General features: G+C 69.0%; 9 protein-coding genes, 3 rRNA genes and 1 pseudogene. All 13 read left to right on the plus strand.

Annotated elements, in window-relative coordinates; translation table 11 throughout:
* Window positions 1–139 precede the first annotated feature (139 nt).
* Window positions 140–1,216, plus strand: a complete 1,077-nt coding sequence (gene argC, locus ET495_RS02815) for an N-acetyl-gamma-glutamyl-phosphate reductase (protein ID WP_129202436.1) — start codon at window positions 140–142, stop codon at window positions 1,214–1,216.
* A complete protein-coding gene (gene argJ, locus ET495_RS02820; RefSeq protein ID WP_129202438.1) occupies window positions 1,213–2,415 on the plus strand; it encodes a bifunctional glutamate N-acetyltransferase/amino-acid acetyltransferase ArgJ in 1,203 nt (400 codons plus the stop codon). The genes argC and argJ overlap by 4 nt, the downstream gene beginning before the upstream one ends.
* On the plus strand, window positions 2,412–3,344 hold the full coding sequence (argB, locus tag ET495_RS02825) for an acetylglutamate kinase (protein WP_129202440.1): 933 nt from the start codon (window positions 2,412–2,414) through the stop codon (window positions 3,342–3,344). Before argJ ends, argB begins: the two co-directional genes overlap by 4 nt.
* The gene (locus ET495_RS02830) at window positions 3,341–4,627 is read left to right on the plus strand and encodes an acetylornithine transaminase (RefSeq protein ID WP_129202442.1); all 1,287 of its coding nucleotides are present in this window, start codon (window positions 3,341–3,343) and stop codon (window positions 4,625–4,627) included. Before argB ends, ET495_RS02830 begins: the two co-directional genes overlap by 4 nt.
* Complete coding sequence (gene argF / locus ET495_RS02835; RefSeq protein ID WP_129202444.1) at window positions 4,624–5,559, plus strand: ornithine carbamoyltransferase; 936 nt, start codon at window positions 4,624–4,626, stop codon at window positions 5,557–5,559. Before ET495_RS02830 ends, argF begins: the two co-directional genes overlap by 4 nt.
* Window positions 5,556–6,068, plus strand: coding sequence for an arginine repressor (locus ET495_RS02840; protein WP_129202446.1), 513 nt, complete (start codon window positions 5,556–5,558; stop codon window positions 6,066–6,068). Before argF ends, ET495_RS02840 begins: the two co-directional genes overlap by 4 nt.
* A gap of 42 nt (window positions 6,069–6,110) precedes the next feature.
* Window positions 6,111–7,559, plus strand: a complete 1,449-nt coding sequence (argH, locus tag ET495_RS02845; RefSeq protein ID WP_129202448.1) for an argininosuccinate lyase — start codon at window positions 6,111–6,113, stop codon at window positions 7,557–7,559.
* A gap of 163 nt (window positions 7,560–7,722) precedes the next feature.
* Window positions 7,723–8,343 (plus strand): uridine kinase family protein, encoded by a 621-nt coding sequence (locus ET495_RS02850; protein ID WP_129202450.1) that lies wholly within the window; start codon window positions 7,723–7,725, stop codon window positions 8,341–8,343.
* Between the two features lie 88 nt (window positions 8,344–8,431).
* The gene (locus ET495_RS02855) at window positions 8,432–9,100 is read left to right on the plus strand and encodes a DNA-3-methyladenine glycosylase (RefSeq protein WP_129205856.1); all 669 of its coding nucleotides are present in this window, start codon (window positions 8,432–8,434) and stop codon (window positions 9,098–9,100) included.
* A 96-nt stretch (window positions 9,101–9,196) separates the two neighbouring features.
* Window positions 9,197–10,455 (plus strand): annotated as a pseudogene (tyrS, locus tag ET495_RS02860) (tyrosine--tRNA ligase).
* A 486-nt stretch (window positions 10,456–10,941) separates the two neighbouring features.
* Window positions 10,942–12,460: ribosomal RNA gene (locus ET495_RS02865) — 16S ribosomal RNA — on the plus strand.
* Window positions 12,461–12,909: 449 nt separating this feature from the next.
* Window positions 12,910–16,015: ribosomal RNA gene (locus ET495_RS02870) — 23S ribosomal RNA — on the plus strand.
* Window positions 16,016–16,090: 75 nt separating this feature from the next.
* A 5S ribosomal RNA gene (gene rrf / locus ET495_RS02875) occupies window positions 16,091–16,207 on the plus strand.
* The 16S, 23S and 5S rRNA genes sit together here, the layout of an rRNA operon.
* The last annotated feature ends 165 nt before the right edge of the window (window positions 16,208–16,372 follow it).

Genomic DNA, 16,372 nt, shown 5'->3' on the forward strand with positions numbered 1-16,372 from the left:
CGGGTGCGCGGATCGAGTCAGGGCCGCGGCGGGTCGCGTCGGCGTGTGCTGGGGTTGGGGCGGATGCCGTGGCGCGCGTCGTGGCCTGCCTGGTGAACCCCGCCCCACGTGTCGTGGCTATGCATTGCTATGTATAGTCATGCACATGACCAGTGTGCAGCGCGCACGCGTCGCCGTCGCCGGCGCGTCGGGTTACGCGGGCGGAGAGTTCCTCCGCATCGCCGCGAACCATCCCCACCTCGAGGTCGGCACCGTCACGGCCCACTCCAACGCCGGTGCCACGCTCGGCAGCCTTCACCCGCACCTGCGCTCGCTCGCCGACCGCGTGCTGGCCCCCACGAGCGTCGAGGCCCTCGCGGGGCACGACGTGGTCGTGCTGGCCCTGCCGCACGGAGCGTCGGGCGAGATCGCCGCGCAGCTTCCCGACGACGTCCTGGTGCTCGACCTCGGCGCGGACCACCGCCTCGTCTCCGCGGCGGCCTGGGAGCAGTTCTACGGCACGCCGCACGCGGGCACCTGGCCCTACGGCCTGCCCGAGCTGCTGCACGTGCACGACGGCGCCGTGACCGGCCGGCAGCGCGACGCCCTGCGCGGCGCAACCCGTATCGCCGTGCCCGGCTGCAACGTCACCGCGGTCACGCTCGGCCTGCAGCCGGGCGTCGCGGCCGGCCTGATCGAGCCGCGCGACGTCGTCGCGGTGCTCGCCAACGGCTACTCGGGCGCGGGCAAGGCGCTCAAGGCGCACCTGCTGGCGTCCGAGGCGCTCGGTGCCGCCGCACCGTACGCCGTCGGCGGCACCCACCGGCACATCCCCGAGATCCAGCAGAACCTGCTCACCGCCGGGGCCGACGCCGTCACGCTCAGCTTCACGCCCACGCTCGTGCCCATGGCGCGCGGCATCCTCGCCACCGCGACCGCCCGCCTCGTGCCGGGCGCCGACCCTGCCGCCGTGCGCGACGCCTGGGCGCAGGCGTACGCCGACGAGCCGTTCGTCCACCTGCTGCCCGAGGGCCAGTGGCCGAGCACGGCGATGACCCTCGGCGCGAACACCGCGCTGGTCCAGGTCGCCGTCGACGCCGCCGCGGGGCGCGTCGTCACGGTCACCGCGATCGACAACCTCGTCAAGGGCACCGCGGGCGGCGCCGTCCAGTCCCTCAACCTCGCCCTCGGCCTGCCGGAGACGGCGGGCCTGACCACCGAAGGAGTCGCCCCGTGAGCGTCACCTCACCCGCAGGCTTCCGGGCCGCCGGCGTGACCGCCGGCCTCAAGACGTCGGGCAGGCCCGACGTGGCGCTCGTCGTCACCGAGGGGCCACGCCACGTCGCGGCCGCGGTGCTCACGTCCAACCGCGTCCACGCGGCCCCGGTGACCTGGACGCGCCAGGCCGTCAAGGACGGCACGGCCCGTGCCGTCGTGCTCAACTCGGGCGGCGCCAACGCCTGCACCGGGCCCGAGGGCTTCGCCGACACGCACCGGACCGCCGAGCACACCGCGGCCGCGCTGGGTGCCGCGGGCATCGGCGGCGAGGACGGCGTGGGCGCGGGCGACGTGCTCGTGTGCTCCACCGGGCTGATCGGCGTCCGCCTGCCCATGGACCTGCTGCTGCCGGGCGTCGACGCCGCCGTCGCGGCGCTGGCCGCCGACGGCGGAGACGCGGCCGCGCACGCCATCATGACCACCGACACCCGCTCCAAGCAGACGCTCGTCACCGGCGAGACGGCCGGAGCGGGCTGGAGCGTCGGCGGCATGGCCAAGGGCGCGGGCATGCTCGCCCCAGGCCTGGCGACCATGCTGTGCGTCCTGACGACCGACGCCGACGTCGACGCCGCGACCGCCGACGCCGCGCTGCGCGCCGCCACCGCGGCGACGTTCGACCGCGTCGACTCGGACGGCTGCATGTCCACCAACGACACCGTGATCCTCCTGGCGAGCGGCGCGAGCGGCGCCACGCCGTCGGCGGCCGAGCTCACCCGGGCCGTCACCGCCGCCTGCGCGGACCTCGCCCGCCAGCTCGTCGCCGACGCCGAAGGCGCCAGCCACGACATCGCCATCACCGTCCGGGGCGCCACGACGCAAGACGCCGCCCTGGCCGTCGCGCGGGCCGTGTCGCGCTCCAACCTCTTCAAGGCCGCCATCTTCGGCAACGACCCCAACTGGGGCCGCGTGCTGTCCGCGGTCGGCACCGTGCCCGAGGACGTCGCCCCCTTCGACGCCCTGACCCTCGACGTGGCCGTCAACGGCGTCCAGGTCTGCCGGGCCGGCGGCGTCGGAGAGCCGCGCGAGCTCGTCGACCTCGCCGCCGCCCGCGAGGTCACCGTCGAGGTCGACCTGCACGCCGGGGACGCCGAGGTCACGCTGTGGACCAACGACCTCACGCACGACTACGTCCACGAGAACAGCGCGTACTCCTCATGAGCGACTTCGTGTTCGACACCCGCACCGACCTGCGCCCCGAGCAGAAAGCCGAGGTCCTCATCGAGGCCCTGCCGTGGCTGCAGGAGTTCTCGGGCGCGCTCGTCGTCGTCAAGTACGGCGGCAACGCCATGGTCGACGACACGCTCAAGGCCGCGTTCGCGCAGGACATGGTGTTCCTGCGCCAGGTGGGCCTGCGCCCCGTCGTCGTGCACGGCGGCGGCCCGCAGATCAACGCGATGCTCGGGCGGCTCGACATCCCCAGCGAGTTCCGCGGCGGCCTGCGCGTGACCACGCCCGAGGCCATGGAGGTCGTCCGGATGGTCCTCACCGGCCAGGTCGGCCGCGAGCTCGTGGGGCTGGTCAACGCGCACGGCCCGCACGCCGTCGGCCTGTCGGGCGAGGACGGGGGGCTGTTCCAGGCCACGCGGCGCACCGCCGTCGTCGACGGCGAGCCCGTCGACGTGGGCCTGGTCGGCGACGTGACCGCGGTCGACCCGTCGGCGGTCGAGGACATCCTCGCCGCGGGCCGCATCCCCGTGGTCTCCACGGTCGCGCCCGACGTCGCCGACCCCACGCAGGTGCTCAACGTCAACGCCGACACGGCGGCGTCGGCGCTCGCGGTCGCGCTCGGCGCCAAGAAGCTCATCGTGCTGACCGACGTCGAGGGCCTGTACACCTCGTGGCCCGACCGGTCGTCGCTGGTCGAGCGCATCACCGCGAGCGAGCTCGCCACCCTTCTGCCGTCCCTCGAGTCCGGCATGGTGCCCAAGATGGAGGCGTGCCTGCGCGCCGTCGAGGGCGGCGTGCCGGCCGCGACCGTCATCGACGGCCGCCAGCCGCACTCCGTGCTGCTCGAGGTCTTCACCGCCCGCGGCAACGGCACGATGGTCGTGCCCGACGCCGCCACGCTTCCTAAGGACCCTGCATGAGCGAGCTGCTCGACCTCGTCACCGAGCCGTCCGGACACGTCGCCACGGTCGCCGCCTGGACGGACCGCTACACGCACGCCGTGATGGACACGTTCGGGCCGCCGCAGCGCGTCCTCGTGCGCGGCGACGGCTGCTACGTGTGGGACGCCGACGGCAAGCGCTACCTCGACCTGCTCGCCGGGATCGCGGTCAACGCCCTCGGCCACGCGCACCCCACGCTGACCGCGGCGATCTCCGCCCAGCTCGGCACGCTCGGCCACGTGTCCAACTTCTTCGGCACGCCCACCCAGATCGCGCTCGCCGAGACGCTGCTGCGGCTGGCGCAGGCCCCGGAGGGGTCACGTGTCTTCCTCACCAACTCGGGCACCGAGGCGGTCGAGGCGGCGTTCAAGATGACCCGCCGGGTGCGCCCGGGCGGGCAGGTGGGGCGCGTGCTCGCGCTCGAGGGCGCGTTCCACGGCCGGTCGCTGGGTGCGCTCGCGCTCACCGCGAAGGCCGCCTACCGCGAGCCGTTCGAACCGTTGCCGGGCGGCGTCGAGCACGTGGCGTTCGGCGACACCGCCGCGCTCGACGAGGCGTTCTCGCCCGCCGCGGTGGCCGAGCGCGGCCCCGTCGCCGCCCTCGTCGTCGAGCCGATCCAGGGCGAGGCGGGCGTGCGCCCGCTCCCGCCGGGCTACCTCGCGCACGCACGCCGCCTGACGTCCGACGCCGGCGCGCTGCTGATCCTCGACGAGGTGCAGACCGGGATGGGCCGCACCGGCGCCTGGTTCGCCTACCAGCACCCCGAGGTCGGCGGTGGCGTGATGCCCGACGTGGTCACGCTCGCCAAGGGGCTCGGTGGAGGCTTCCCGGTGGGTGCCGTGATCGCCTTCGGCGAGCGCGCCGCGACGCTGCTGGGCCGCGGCCAGCACGGCACGACGTTCGGCGGCAACCCGGTCGCCGCGGCGGCCGCGCTGGCGACCATCGGCGTCATCGAGCGGGACGGCCTGCTGGCGCACGTGCGCACGGTCGGAGCGCTGCTGCGCGAGGAGATCGAGCTGAGCGGATCACCGCTCGTGCGCGAGGTGCGCGGGCGTGGTCTGCTGTGGGCGGTCGTCCTGAACCGCCCGGTCGCAGCACAGGTCGCGGCTGCCGCGCTGGAGGCCGGGCTCGTCGTGAACCCTGTCGCCCCGGACGCGATCCGCCTGGCCCCGCCGCTCATCCTCACCGCTGACCAGGCGCGCGTCGCCGCCCAGTTCTTCGCCACCCTGACCGTTCCCACCGAGCCGGAGGAGACCCCGTGACCGTCCGCCACTTCCTGCGCGACGACGACCTGACGCCGTCGGAGCAGAAGCAGGTGCTTGAGCTCGGCCTGGCGTTCCGCGAGGACCGCCACGTGCGACAGCCCTTGTCCGGCCCGCGCGCGGTCGCCTTCATCACCGACAAGCCGACGCTGCGCACCCAGGTGTCCTTCGCGACAGGCATCGCCGAGCTCGGCGGCTTCCCGCTCATGGTCGACGGCAACCTGGCGCAGATCGGGGTCCGCGAGTCGATCGCGGACACCACGCACGTGCTCGACCGCATGGTCTCGGCCATCGTGTGGCGCACGTTCGGCGACGACCGCATCCAGGAGATGGCCGCCGCGTCGCGCGTGCCCGTCGTCAACGCGCTCACCGACGGCTTCCACCCGTGCCAGATCCTCGCCGACCTGCTCACGGTCGCCCAGCACCGCGGGGGAGTCACGGCCCTGCCCGGGCAGGCCTTCGCCTACGTGGGCGACTGCGCGAACAACATGGCGCACAGCTACCTGCTCGGCGGTGCCACCGCAGGCCTGCACGTGCGCGTCGCCGGGCCGCAGGGCTACCTGCCCGACGCCGCGATCGTCGCCCGGGCGCGGGCGATCGCGGAGGAGACCGGGGGATCGGTGACCGTCACGGACGACCCGGTCGAGGCCGTCACGGGCGCCGACGCCGTCGCGACGGACACCTGGGTGTCGATGGGTGCCGAGGCGCAGGCCGCCGAACGGTCCCGGCCGTTCGTGCCGTTCCAGCTCGACGCCGGCCTGCTCGCGCACGCCCGGGCCGACGCGATCGTCCTGCACTGCCTGCCCGCCTACCGTGGCAAGGAGATCACCGCCGACGTCATCGACGGCCCGCAGTCGGTGGTCTTCGACGAGGCCGAGAACCGCCTGCACGCGCAGAAGGCGCTCCTGACGTGGCTGCTGGAGCAGCGATGACCGACGGCCCGGTCGCCCCGCTCACGAAGGCGGCCCGGCAGGCGCGCGTCGTGGACCTGCTGCGCCGCGGCGCCGTCCACTCCCAGTCCGAGCTGGCGCGCCTGCTCGCCGAGGAGGGCCTGTCGGTCACGCAGGCGACGCTGTCCCGCGACCTGATCGAGCTGCGGGCCGAGAAGATCCGCACCACCTCGGGCGCCCTGGTCTACGCCGTCCCCGGCGAGGGCGGCGACCGCAGCGTGCTCGCCGACCAGGACGGCGAGTACATGGCCGCGCGCCTGGCCCGCCTGTGCGCCGACCTGCTGGTGTCGGCCGAGGCGTCGGCGAACCTCGTGGTGCTGCGCACGCCCCCCGGGGCGGCCAACTTCCTCGGCTCGGCGATCGACCACTCGCTGTTCCCGAGCGTGCTGGGCTGCATCGCGGGAGACGACACGATCCTCGTCATCTCGCGCGACCCGGCCGGCGGCGAGGAGCTCGCGCAGCGGTTCCTCGCGCTCGCCACCTCGTCCTGACCCCGGACCACGCCCCTGACCGTTCCACCTGAAAGGCCCACCATGCCCGAGTCCGAGACCCCCGCCCAGCCGACCGCCGCCGCGCAGCCCACGGTGGCGCTGTGGGGCGGCCGCTTCGCGGGCGGGCCCTCGCCCGAGCTGCAGGCGCTGTCGCTGTCGACCCACTTCGACTGGGCGCTCGCCGCGTACGACATCCGCGGCTCGCAGGCGCACGCCAAGGTGCTGCACCGCGCCGGGCTGCTGACCGACGACGAGCTGACCGCGATGGCCGAGGCGCTCGACGTGCTCGCTGCCGACGTCGCGGACGGCACCTTCGGGCCGGCTCCCGACGACGAGGACGTCCACACCGCGCTCGAACGCGGCCTGATCGAGCGCGCAGGAGCCGAGCTGGGCGGCAAGCTGCGTGCCGGCCGTTCGCGCAACGACCAGATCGCCACCCTCGTGCGCCTCTACCTGCGCGACCAGGCCCGCACGATCGCCGGCCAGGTGCTGACCGTCGTCGACGAGCTCATCACCCAGGCGCACACCGCCGGGACCGCCGTCATGCCGGGCCGCACGCACCTGCAGCACGCGCAGCCCGTGCTGCTGGCCCACCACCTGCTCGCGCACGCGTGGCCGCTGCTGCGCGACGTCGACCGGCTCATCGACTGGGACGTGCGCGCCGCGCGCAGCCCCTACGGCTCGGGGGCGCTCGCGGGCTCGTCGCTGGGCCTGGACCCGGCGGCCGTCGCGGCCGATCTCGGGTTCGACGGCCCGGTCGAGAACTCGATCGACGGCACCGCCGCGCGCGACGTCGTCGCGGAGTTCGCGTTCGTGGCCGCGATGATCGGCGTCGACCTGTCGCGGCTCGCGGAGGAGATCATCCTGTGGAACACCAAGGAGTTCGGCTTCGTGCGCCTCGACGACTCCTACTCCACGGGGTCGAGCATCATGCCGCAGAAGAAGAACCCGGACATCGCCGAGCTCGCGCGCGGCAAGGCGGGTCGCCTCATCGGTGACCTGGCCGGTCTGCTGGCCACGCTCAAGGGCCTCCCGCTGGCCTACAACCGGGACCTCCAGGAGGACAAGGAACCGGTCTTCGACCAGGTCGCGACACTCACGGTGCTGCTGCCGGCCTTCGCCGGCATGGTGCGCACGCTGACGTTCGACACCGCCCGCCTGGCGGCGCTCGCCCCGCAGGGCTTCTCCCTGGCCACCGACATCGCCGAGTGGCTGGTGCGCGAGGGCGTCCCGTTCCGTGTCGCGCACGAGGTCGCCGGGGCGTGCGTCAAGGCGTGCGAGCAGCGCGGCATCGAGCTGTGGGACCTGTCGGACGCCGACCTCGCCGCGATCAGCGAGCACCTGCACCCCGAGGTCCGGTCGGTCCTGTCGGTCGAGGGCTCGGTCGCGTCGCGCGACGCCGTCGGCGGCACCGCCCCGGCACGCGTCGCCGAGCAGCTCGAGCAGGCGAAGGAGCGCGCGACGGAGTACCGGTTCTGGGCCCAGTCATGACGCGCGCGGGGCGACCGCCTGCGCGGCGCCCGGCCGGGCCGGGCGGGCGCGGCCCGGTCCGCCCGCCGGGCCGTGGCGGAGAGCGGCCGCACGGCCCCGGCGCGCCGCCGCGCGGTGTGGCCGCGGCGGCGGCACCGCCCCGCCGGCCTCGCTCGCGGTTCGCATGACCGTCTCGCCGGGGGTGCTGGCCGACCTGGAGGCGCTCGCGCGGACGTCCCGCGGCGCGGCACCCGCGCACGCTCCGTTCCTCGTCGTGGTCGACGGCCCCGCAGGGTCGGGCAAGACGACGCTCGCCGCCCAGCTCGCGCCCCGCCTCGGCGAGGGCTCGTGCGCCGAGGCACCCGTCGTCCACCTGGACGACCTCTACGAGGGCTGGGAGGCCGGCCCCGACGGCGGCGCCGAGCGCCTGGCGGCGTGGGTGCTCGACCCGCTCTCCACGGGTAGCACGGGCCGCTACCGGCGCTACGACTGGACGCGCGGCGCCTACGCCGAGGAGCACGAGGTCCCGCCCGCGCCGTTCGTCGTGATCGAGGGATGCGGCGCCGGAGCCCGCGCCGTCGACGCGCACCCGCGCCTGCTCGTGTGGGTCGAGGCCGACGACGCCGAGCGGCTGCGCCGCGGCCTGGCTCGCGACGGCCACGCCCAGGAGGCGCACTGGCTCGCCTGGATGCGCGACGAGGCCGCCCACTACGCCCGTGAGCGGACGCGCGAGCGCGCGGACGTGCGCCTCGACGGCGTCGGGCGCGTGCGCGCCTGGCCGGTCGCGCCGGCGGCGGGCTCGTGAACCCGCCCGTGCCCCGGCCGCCGTCCCGGAAGCCGGGCCCGGCCCCCAGGGGCTGCTCCGCCGTCGTAACGTCGGGCGGGTGAGCACGATCGCCGGTACGCCGGAATCCGACGCCGTCAGCCCGTGGGAGGTCCCGGGGCGCGCCTGGTACGCCCGGGGCGTGCACGACGTCGCCCGTGACCTGCTGGGCGCCTGGCTCGTGCGCCGCACGGCGGAGGGCGCGGTGGCGCTGCGCGTGACGGAGGTCGAGGCGTACGACGGCGAGAACGACCCCGGCTCGCACGCCTTCCGCGGCCGCACGGCCCGCAACGCCACGATGTTCGGCGAGCCCGGTCGGCTGTACGTCTACCGGCACCTCGGCCTGCACCACTGCGTCAACGTGGTGTGCGGCCCGGTCGGCCGCGCGTCCGCGGTGCTGCTGCGGGCGGGGGAGGTGGTCGACGGCGTCGCGCTCGCCCGCGCGCGCCGCCTCGCCGCGGGGGCCTGCGACACCGACCGCCAGATCGCACGGGGGCCCGCGCGGCTCGCGGTCGCGCTCGCCCTGACCCTGCCCGACGACGGCGCGGACCTCACCGATCCCGGCGCGCCGCTCGTCGTGACGCTGCCAGTGGACCGCGAGCGCGGTGCGATCGCCACGGGGCCGCGCGTCGGCGTGGGCGGCGACGGCGGCAGTGCCGATCGCTTCCCGTGGCGGTCGTGGCTCGTGGGGGAGCCGACGGTCTCGGCGTACCGGCCGGTCTCGCCGCGCCGACGATGACGTCGGAGCCCCGGGCCGCGCTCCCCGGGCGTCGCCGTCGGGCAGACTAGGGCGGGTGGCCCGACCGGGCCGCGCGACGACGCAAGGAGTACCACGGTGACCGACGTTCTCGACGAGCTGCAGTGGCGTGGCCTGGTGGCGCAGACCACCGACGAGGCTGCGTTGCGTTCCGCGCTGGCCGAGGGACCGATCACCTACTACGTGGGCTTCGACCCGACCGCGCGCAGCCTGCACGTCGGCCACATGGTGCAGCTGCTCAACATGCGCCGGCTGCAGCGGGCCGGCCACCGGCCGCTGGCGCTCGTGGGAGGCGCGACGGGCCTGATCGGTGACCCGCGCCCGACGACGGAGCGCGCGATGAACTCGCGCGAGGTCGTGGCGGGCTGGGTCGACAGCATCCGCCGCCAGATCGAGCCGTTCCTCGACTTCGAGGGCCCGAACGCCGCGGTCATGGTCAACAACCTCGACTGGACCGCGCCGATGAGCGCGATCGACTTCCTGCGCGACGTCGGCAAGCACTTCCGCCTCGGCACGATGCTCTCGAAGGACATCGTGGCGCGGCGGCTGGCCTCGGACGAGGGGATCAGCTTCACCGAGTTCAGCTACCAGATCCTGCAGGGCATGGACTTCGCGGAGCTGTACCGCCGCCATGGGTGCACGTTGCAGATGGGCGGCAACGACCAGTGGGGCAACCTGCTCGCGGGAGTCGAGCTCATCCGCAAGACCGAGCAGGCGTCGGTGCACGCGCTCGCCACGACCCTCGTCACCAAGGCCGACGGCTCGAAGATGGGCAAGTCCGAGGGGGCGCCGTCTGGCTCGACCCGGAGCTGACGAGCCCGTACGCCTTCTACCAGTTCTGGCTCAACGCGGCCGACGACGACGTCGTGCACTACCTCAAGGTGCTCACGTTCCGCAGCCGGGAGGAGATCGAGGCGCTCGCGGCCGAGGTCGCCGAGCGGCCGTTCGCCCGGGAGGCGCAGCGCGCGCTCGCGGGCGACCTGACCACGCTGATCCACGGCCAGGCGGCCACGGACGCGGTGATCTTCGCGAGTCAGGCCCTGTTCGGCAGGGGCGACCTGAGGGACCTCGACGAGGCGACCTTGCGTGGCGCCGTGGCCGAGCTGCCGCGCACGACGGCGAAGGCGGGCGATCTCGTGGTCGACGCACTCGTGGCGAGCACGCTGGTGGCGTCGAAGTCGGCGGCGCGTCGCGCGATCGCCGAGGGCGGCGCCTACGTCAACAACGTCAAGGTGACCTCGGAGGACCAGGTCCTTGCCGTGGACGACCTGCTCCACGGGCGCTACGCCGTGCTCCGCCGGGGCAAGCGCACACTCGCGGTCGCGGAGGCCTCCTGACGTCTTCCGGGGGCGCGGGGAGTGCCCTGACCTGCGGATTTGGCGCTCCCCGCCACCCCGTGTAATGTTCTTCGACGTCGCCCGGAACGGGGAACGGACACCGCAAGGTGGCCGGGCCGGCCGGGCAAGACCAAGAACCACTCTCCTTCACAGGGGCGTTCTGCGCCTCGGAGTGGGCTCGGTGCCTCTCGGTCCAGAATCGCTCGGAAGAGCGGATTGGACGAAGGGAAGCGGACCGGGTAAGGTTGAAGGGTTGCCCCGGACGGGGCCGGATCGCGGAAGCGGCTGGTCCTGATGGTGTGCGTCGGTTGTTTGAGAACTCAACAGTGCGTTTGATAGTCAATGCCAAATTTTTGAACCCGGGCCGCGCATGCTTTGGTGTGTGTGGTTTGGATTCCTTTGGACAAATCAAGCAGTTCAGCTTGGTTCTGTCAGTGTTGAATGAACCGTATGGTTGTTACCTCGTTCTCGGGGTGGCGCGATACTTTTACGGAGAGTTTGATCCTGGCTCAGGACGAACGCTGGCGGCGTGCTTAACACATGCAAGTCGAACGGTGAAGCCCTTCGGGGTGGATCAGTGGCGAACGGGTGAGTAACACGTGAGCAACCTGCCCTTCACTTCGGGATAAGCCTTGGAAACGGGGTCTAATACCGGATATGAGCCTTGCCTGCATGGGTGGGGTTGGAAAGTTTTTCGGTGAGGGATGGGCTCGCGGCCTATCAGCTTGTTGGTGGGGTGATGGCCTACCAAGGCTTCGACGGGTAGCCGGCCTGAGAGGGCGACCGGCCACACTGGGACTGAGACACGGCCCAGACTCCTACGGGAGGCAGCAGTGGGGAATATTGCACAATGGGCGAAAGCCTGATGCAGCGACGCCGCGTGAGGGATGACGGCCTTCGGGTTGTAAACCTCTTTCAGCAGGGAAGAAGCGAGAGTGACGGTACCTGCAGAAGAAGCGCCGGCTAACTACGTGCCAGCAGCCGCGGTAATACGTAGGGCGCAAGCGTTGTCCGGAATTATTGGGCGTAAAGAGCTCGTAGGCGGTCTGTCGCGTCTGGTGTGAAATCCCGAGGCTCAACCTCGGGCTTGCATCGGGTACGGGCGGACTAGAGTGCTGTAGGGGAGACTGGAATTCCTGGTGTAGCGGTGGAATGCGCAGATATCAGGAGGAACACCGATGGCGAAGGCAGGTCTCTGGGCAGTTACTGACGCTGAGGAGCGAAAGCATGGGGAGCGAACAGGATTAGATACCCTGGTAGTCCATGCCGTAAACGTTGGGCACTAGGTGTGGGGGCCATTCCACGGTTCCCGTGCCGCAGCTAACGCATTAAGTGCCCCGCCTGGGGAGTACGGCCGCAAGGCTAAAACTCAAAGGAATTGACGGGGGCCCGCACAAGCGGCGGAGCATGCGGATTAATTCGATGCAACGCGAAGAACCTTACCAAGGCTTGACATGCACCGGAAACTGCCAGAGATGGTGGCCCCGTAAGGTCGGTGCACAGGTGGTGCATGGTTGTCGTCAGCTCGTGTCGTGAGATGTTGGGTTAAGTCCCGCAACGAGCGCAACCCTCGTCCCATGTTGCCAGCGGGTTATGCCGGGGACTCATGGGAGACTGCCGGGGTCAACTCGGAGGAAGGTGGGGATGACGTCAAATCATCATGCCCCTTATGTCTTGGGCTTCACGCATGCTACAATGGCCGGTACAGAGGGCTGCGATACCGCAAGGTGGAGCGAATCCCAAAAAGCCGGTCTCAGTTCGGATTGGGGTCTGCAACTCGACCCCATGAAGTCGGAGTCGCTAGTAATCGCAGATCAGCAACGCTGCGGTGAATACGTTCCCGGGCCTTGTACACACCGCCCGTCAAGTCACGAAAGTTGGTAACACCCGAAGCCCATGGCCCAACCACCTTGTGTGGGGGGAGTGGTCGAAGGTGGGACTGGCGATTGGGACTAAGTCGTAACAAGGTAGCCGTACCGGAAGGTGCGGCTGGATCACCTCCTTTCTAAGGAGCTCACCAGTGTCTGCCTGGGGCCTTCGGGTCTGGGGTGGGTGCTCATGGTGGACCACGCGCCGGCCGAGTGTGCTGGTGGTGGTGCTCTGGGTGGAACGTTGACTGTTGTCCGTGCCCTGTGTTGGTGCTGGTCAGTACGCCTGCTTGCAGGTGGGAACGCTGGTGCTGGTGTGGGGTGGGGGCGTGAACGCACTGTTGGGTCCTGAGGCAACCGGCCGCGTGGTCGGGGGTGCTCAGTACGGGTCACTGGTGGGGTTTCCGAACCGGTCGTGTCCTTGCTTCCCTGTTGTGGGGGTGGGGGTGTGGTCAGGCGGTCCTGGTCTGGTGGGTTCGTCCGTAGCTTGAGAACTGCACAGTGGACGCGAGCATCCAAGATGTTCAAGGCGGCGATCCCTTCTGGGGGTTGTCGTCCCTGACGTCTCTGTAGTGTGATCATTTTTGTTGAAGTTTTTAAGGGCACAGGGTGGATGCCTTGGCACCAGGAGCCGAAGAAGGACGTCGTAGCCTGCGATAAGCCTCGGGGAGTTGGCAAACGAGCTGTGATCCGAGGATTTCCGAATGGGGGAACCCACCCGCGGTCATGCGCGGGTACCCGCACCTGAATATATAGGGTGTGTGGAGGGAACGCCGGGAAGTGAAACATCTCAGTACCGGCAGGAAGAGATATTCCGTGAGTAGTGGCGAGCGAAAGCGGATGAGGCCAAACCGCGGCAGTGTGAAAGCTGTCAGGCGTTGCTGTCGCGGGGTTGTGGGACCTTCTAGCAGTTGCTGACAAGACTGCAGCCAGTCAGAAAGTCGCGTCATAGTCGAACCGGGTTGAATACCGGACCGTAGAGGGTGGTAGTCCCGTAGACGAAATGTCGTGGCCTGGTTGAGGGGATCCCAAGTAGCACGGGGCCCGAGAAATCTCGTGTGAATCTGGCAAGACCACTTGCTAAGCCTAAATACTACCTGGTGACCGATAGCGGACTAGTACCGTGAGGGAAAGGTGAAAAGTACCCCGGGAGGGGAGTGAAATAGTACCTGAAACCGTGTGCCTACAATCCGTCGGAGCCTCCCTAGCTGGGGTGACGGCGTGCCTTTTGAAGAATGAGCCTGCGAGTTAGTGCTCGGTGGCGAGGTTAACCCGTGTGGGGAAGCCGTAGCGAAAGCGAGTCCGAATAGGGCGCCCATAGTCGCCGGGTCTAGACCCGAAGCGAAGTGATCTAGCCATGGGCAGGTTGAAGCGACGGTAAGACGTCGTGGAGGACCGAACCCACCAGGGTTGAAAACCTGGGGGATGACCTGTGGTTAGGGGTGAAAGGCCAATCAAACTTCGTGATAGCTGGTTCTCCCCGAAATGCATTTAGGTGCAGCGTCTCGTGTTTCTTGCCGGAGGTAGAGCTACTGGATGGCCGATGGGCCTCACCAGGTTACTGACGTCAGCCAAACTCCGAATGCCGGTAAGTGCAAGCGAGGCAGTGAGACTGCGGGGGATAAGCTCCGTAGTCGAGAGGGAAACAGCCCAGATCACCGGCTAAGGCCCCTAAGCGTGTGCTCAGTGGGAAAGGATGTGGAGTTGCACAGACAACCAGGAGGTTGGCTTAGAAGCAGCCACCCTTGAAAGAGTGCGTAATAGCTCACTGGTCAAGTGATTCCGCGCCGACAATGTAGCGGGGCTCAAGCACACCGCCGAAGCCGTGGCAGTGCAGCGATACCCTAGCCTTCGTGGTTCAGGGGCTGTGCTGGGTAGGGGAGCGTCGTGTGGGCGGTGAAGCCGCGGGGTGACCCAGCGGTGGAGACCACACGAGTGAGAATGCAGGCATGAGTAGCGAATGACGGGTGAGAAACCCGTCCGCCGAATGACCAAGGGTTCCAGGGCCAGGTTAATCCGCCCTGGGTAAGTCGGGACCTAAGGCGAGGCCGACAGGCGTAGTCGATGGACAAGGAGTTGATATTCTCCTACCGGCGAAGAACCGCCCGTACCGAACCTCGAGATGCTAAACGCCCCAAGACCACGCCGGCACCTTCGGGTGCCACTGTGGAGGCGGCGCGTGACCCGATCGGGTAGTAGGTAAGCGTATTAACAGGGGTGACGCAGGAAGGTAGCCCGGCGTGGCGATGGTAGACCACGTCCAAGCCCGTAGCCCGGTGTGTAGGCAAATCCGCACACCATCAAGGGTGAGAGGCGATAGTGACCGCGTATGCGGGATATCGGGTGATCCTCAGCTGCCAAGAAAAGCCTCGACGCGAGGTTCTAGCCGCCCGTACCCCAAACCGACTCAGGTGGTCAGGTAGAGAATACCAAGGCGATCGAGCGAATCGTGGTTAAGGAACTCGGCAAAATGCCCCCGTAACTTCGGGAGAAGGGGGGCCCGAACCGTGAACACCCTAGCGGTGGGAGCGGGGACGGCCGCAGAGACCAGGGAGAAGCGACTGTTTACTAAAAACACAGGTCCGTGCGAAGTCGCAAGACGATGTATACGGACTGACGCCTGCCCGGTGCTGGAAGGTTAAGAGGACGAGTCAGCGTAAGCGAAGCTCAGAATTTAAGCCCCAGTAAACGGCGGTGGTAACTATAACCATCCTAAGGTAGCGAAATTCCTTGTCGGGTAAGTTCCGACCTGCACGAATGGCGTAACGACTTCTCCGCTGTCTCAACCGCGAGCTCGGCGAAATTGCACTACGAGTAAAGATGCTCGTTACGCGCAGCAGGACGGAAAGACCCCGGGACCTTTACTATAGCTTGGTATTGGTGTTCGGTGCAGTTTGTGTAGGATAGGTGGGAGACTATGAACCCCGGGCGCCAGCTCGGGGGGAGTCAACGTTGAAATACCACTCTGACTGCTTCGGACATCTAACCTCGGTCCGTGATCCGGACCAGGGACAGTGCCTGGTGGGTAGTTTAACTGGGGCGGTTGCCTCCCAAAATGTAACGGAGGCGCCCAAAGGTTCCCTCAGCCTGGTTGGCAATCAGGTGTCGAGTGCAAGTGCACAAGGGAGCTTGACTGTGAGACCGACAGGTCGAGCAGGGACGAAAGTCGGGACTAGTGATCCGGCGGTGGCTTGTGGAAGCGCCGTCGCTCAACGGATAAAAGGTACCCCGGGGATAACAGGCTGATCTTGCCCAAGAGTCCATATCGACGGCATGGTTTGGCACCTCGATGTCGGCTCGTCGCATCCTGGGGCTGGAGTAGGTCCCAAGGGTTGGGCTGTTCGCCCATTAAAGCGGTACGCGAGCTGGGTTTAGAACGTCGTGAGACAGTTCGGTCCCTATCCGCTGCGCGCGCAGGAAACTTGAGAAGGGCTGTCCCTAGTACGAGAGGACCGGGACGGACGAACCTCTGGTGTGCCAGTTGTACTGCCAAGTGCACCGCTGGTTAGCTACGTTCGGGAAGGATAACCGCTGAAAGCATCTAAGCGGGAAGCCTGCTTCAAGATGAGGTTTCCATGACCTACGGGTCTGAAGGCACCCAGCGAGACCACTGGGTAGATAGGCCGGATGTGGAAGGCAGGACCAACGACTGCCGCAGCTGACCGGTACTAATCAGCCAACAACTTCAACACACACACACTTCATGCAACGCGTCCACTGTGCGGTTCCCGAGAAACGGGCAACCAACCCGAACAACTCGATAAAGTTACGGCGGTCATAGCGTAGGGGAAACGCCCGGTCCCATTCCGAACCCGGAAGCTCAGCCCTACAGCGCCGATGGTACTGCCCTGGAGACGGGGTGGGAGAGTAGGACGCCGCCGGACACCCTTCACGAAAGACCCCGCACCCACGGTGCGGGGTCTTTCGCATGTCGGCAGCAGCCCGATGTCACAACCCCGTGCGCGACGGCAGAAGGTGCCCGCCGGTGGCGGCGTGGGAGAATTGACTGACCACGAACCGAGAGGACGACCGTGAACGATTCTGCCCGT

The organism is Xylanimonas allomyrinae (genome assembly GCF_004135345.1).
GTDB classification, from domain to species: Bacteria; Actinomycetota; Actinomycetes; order Actinomycetales; family Cellulomonadaceae; genus Xylanimonas; species Xylanimonas allomyrinae.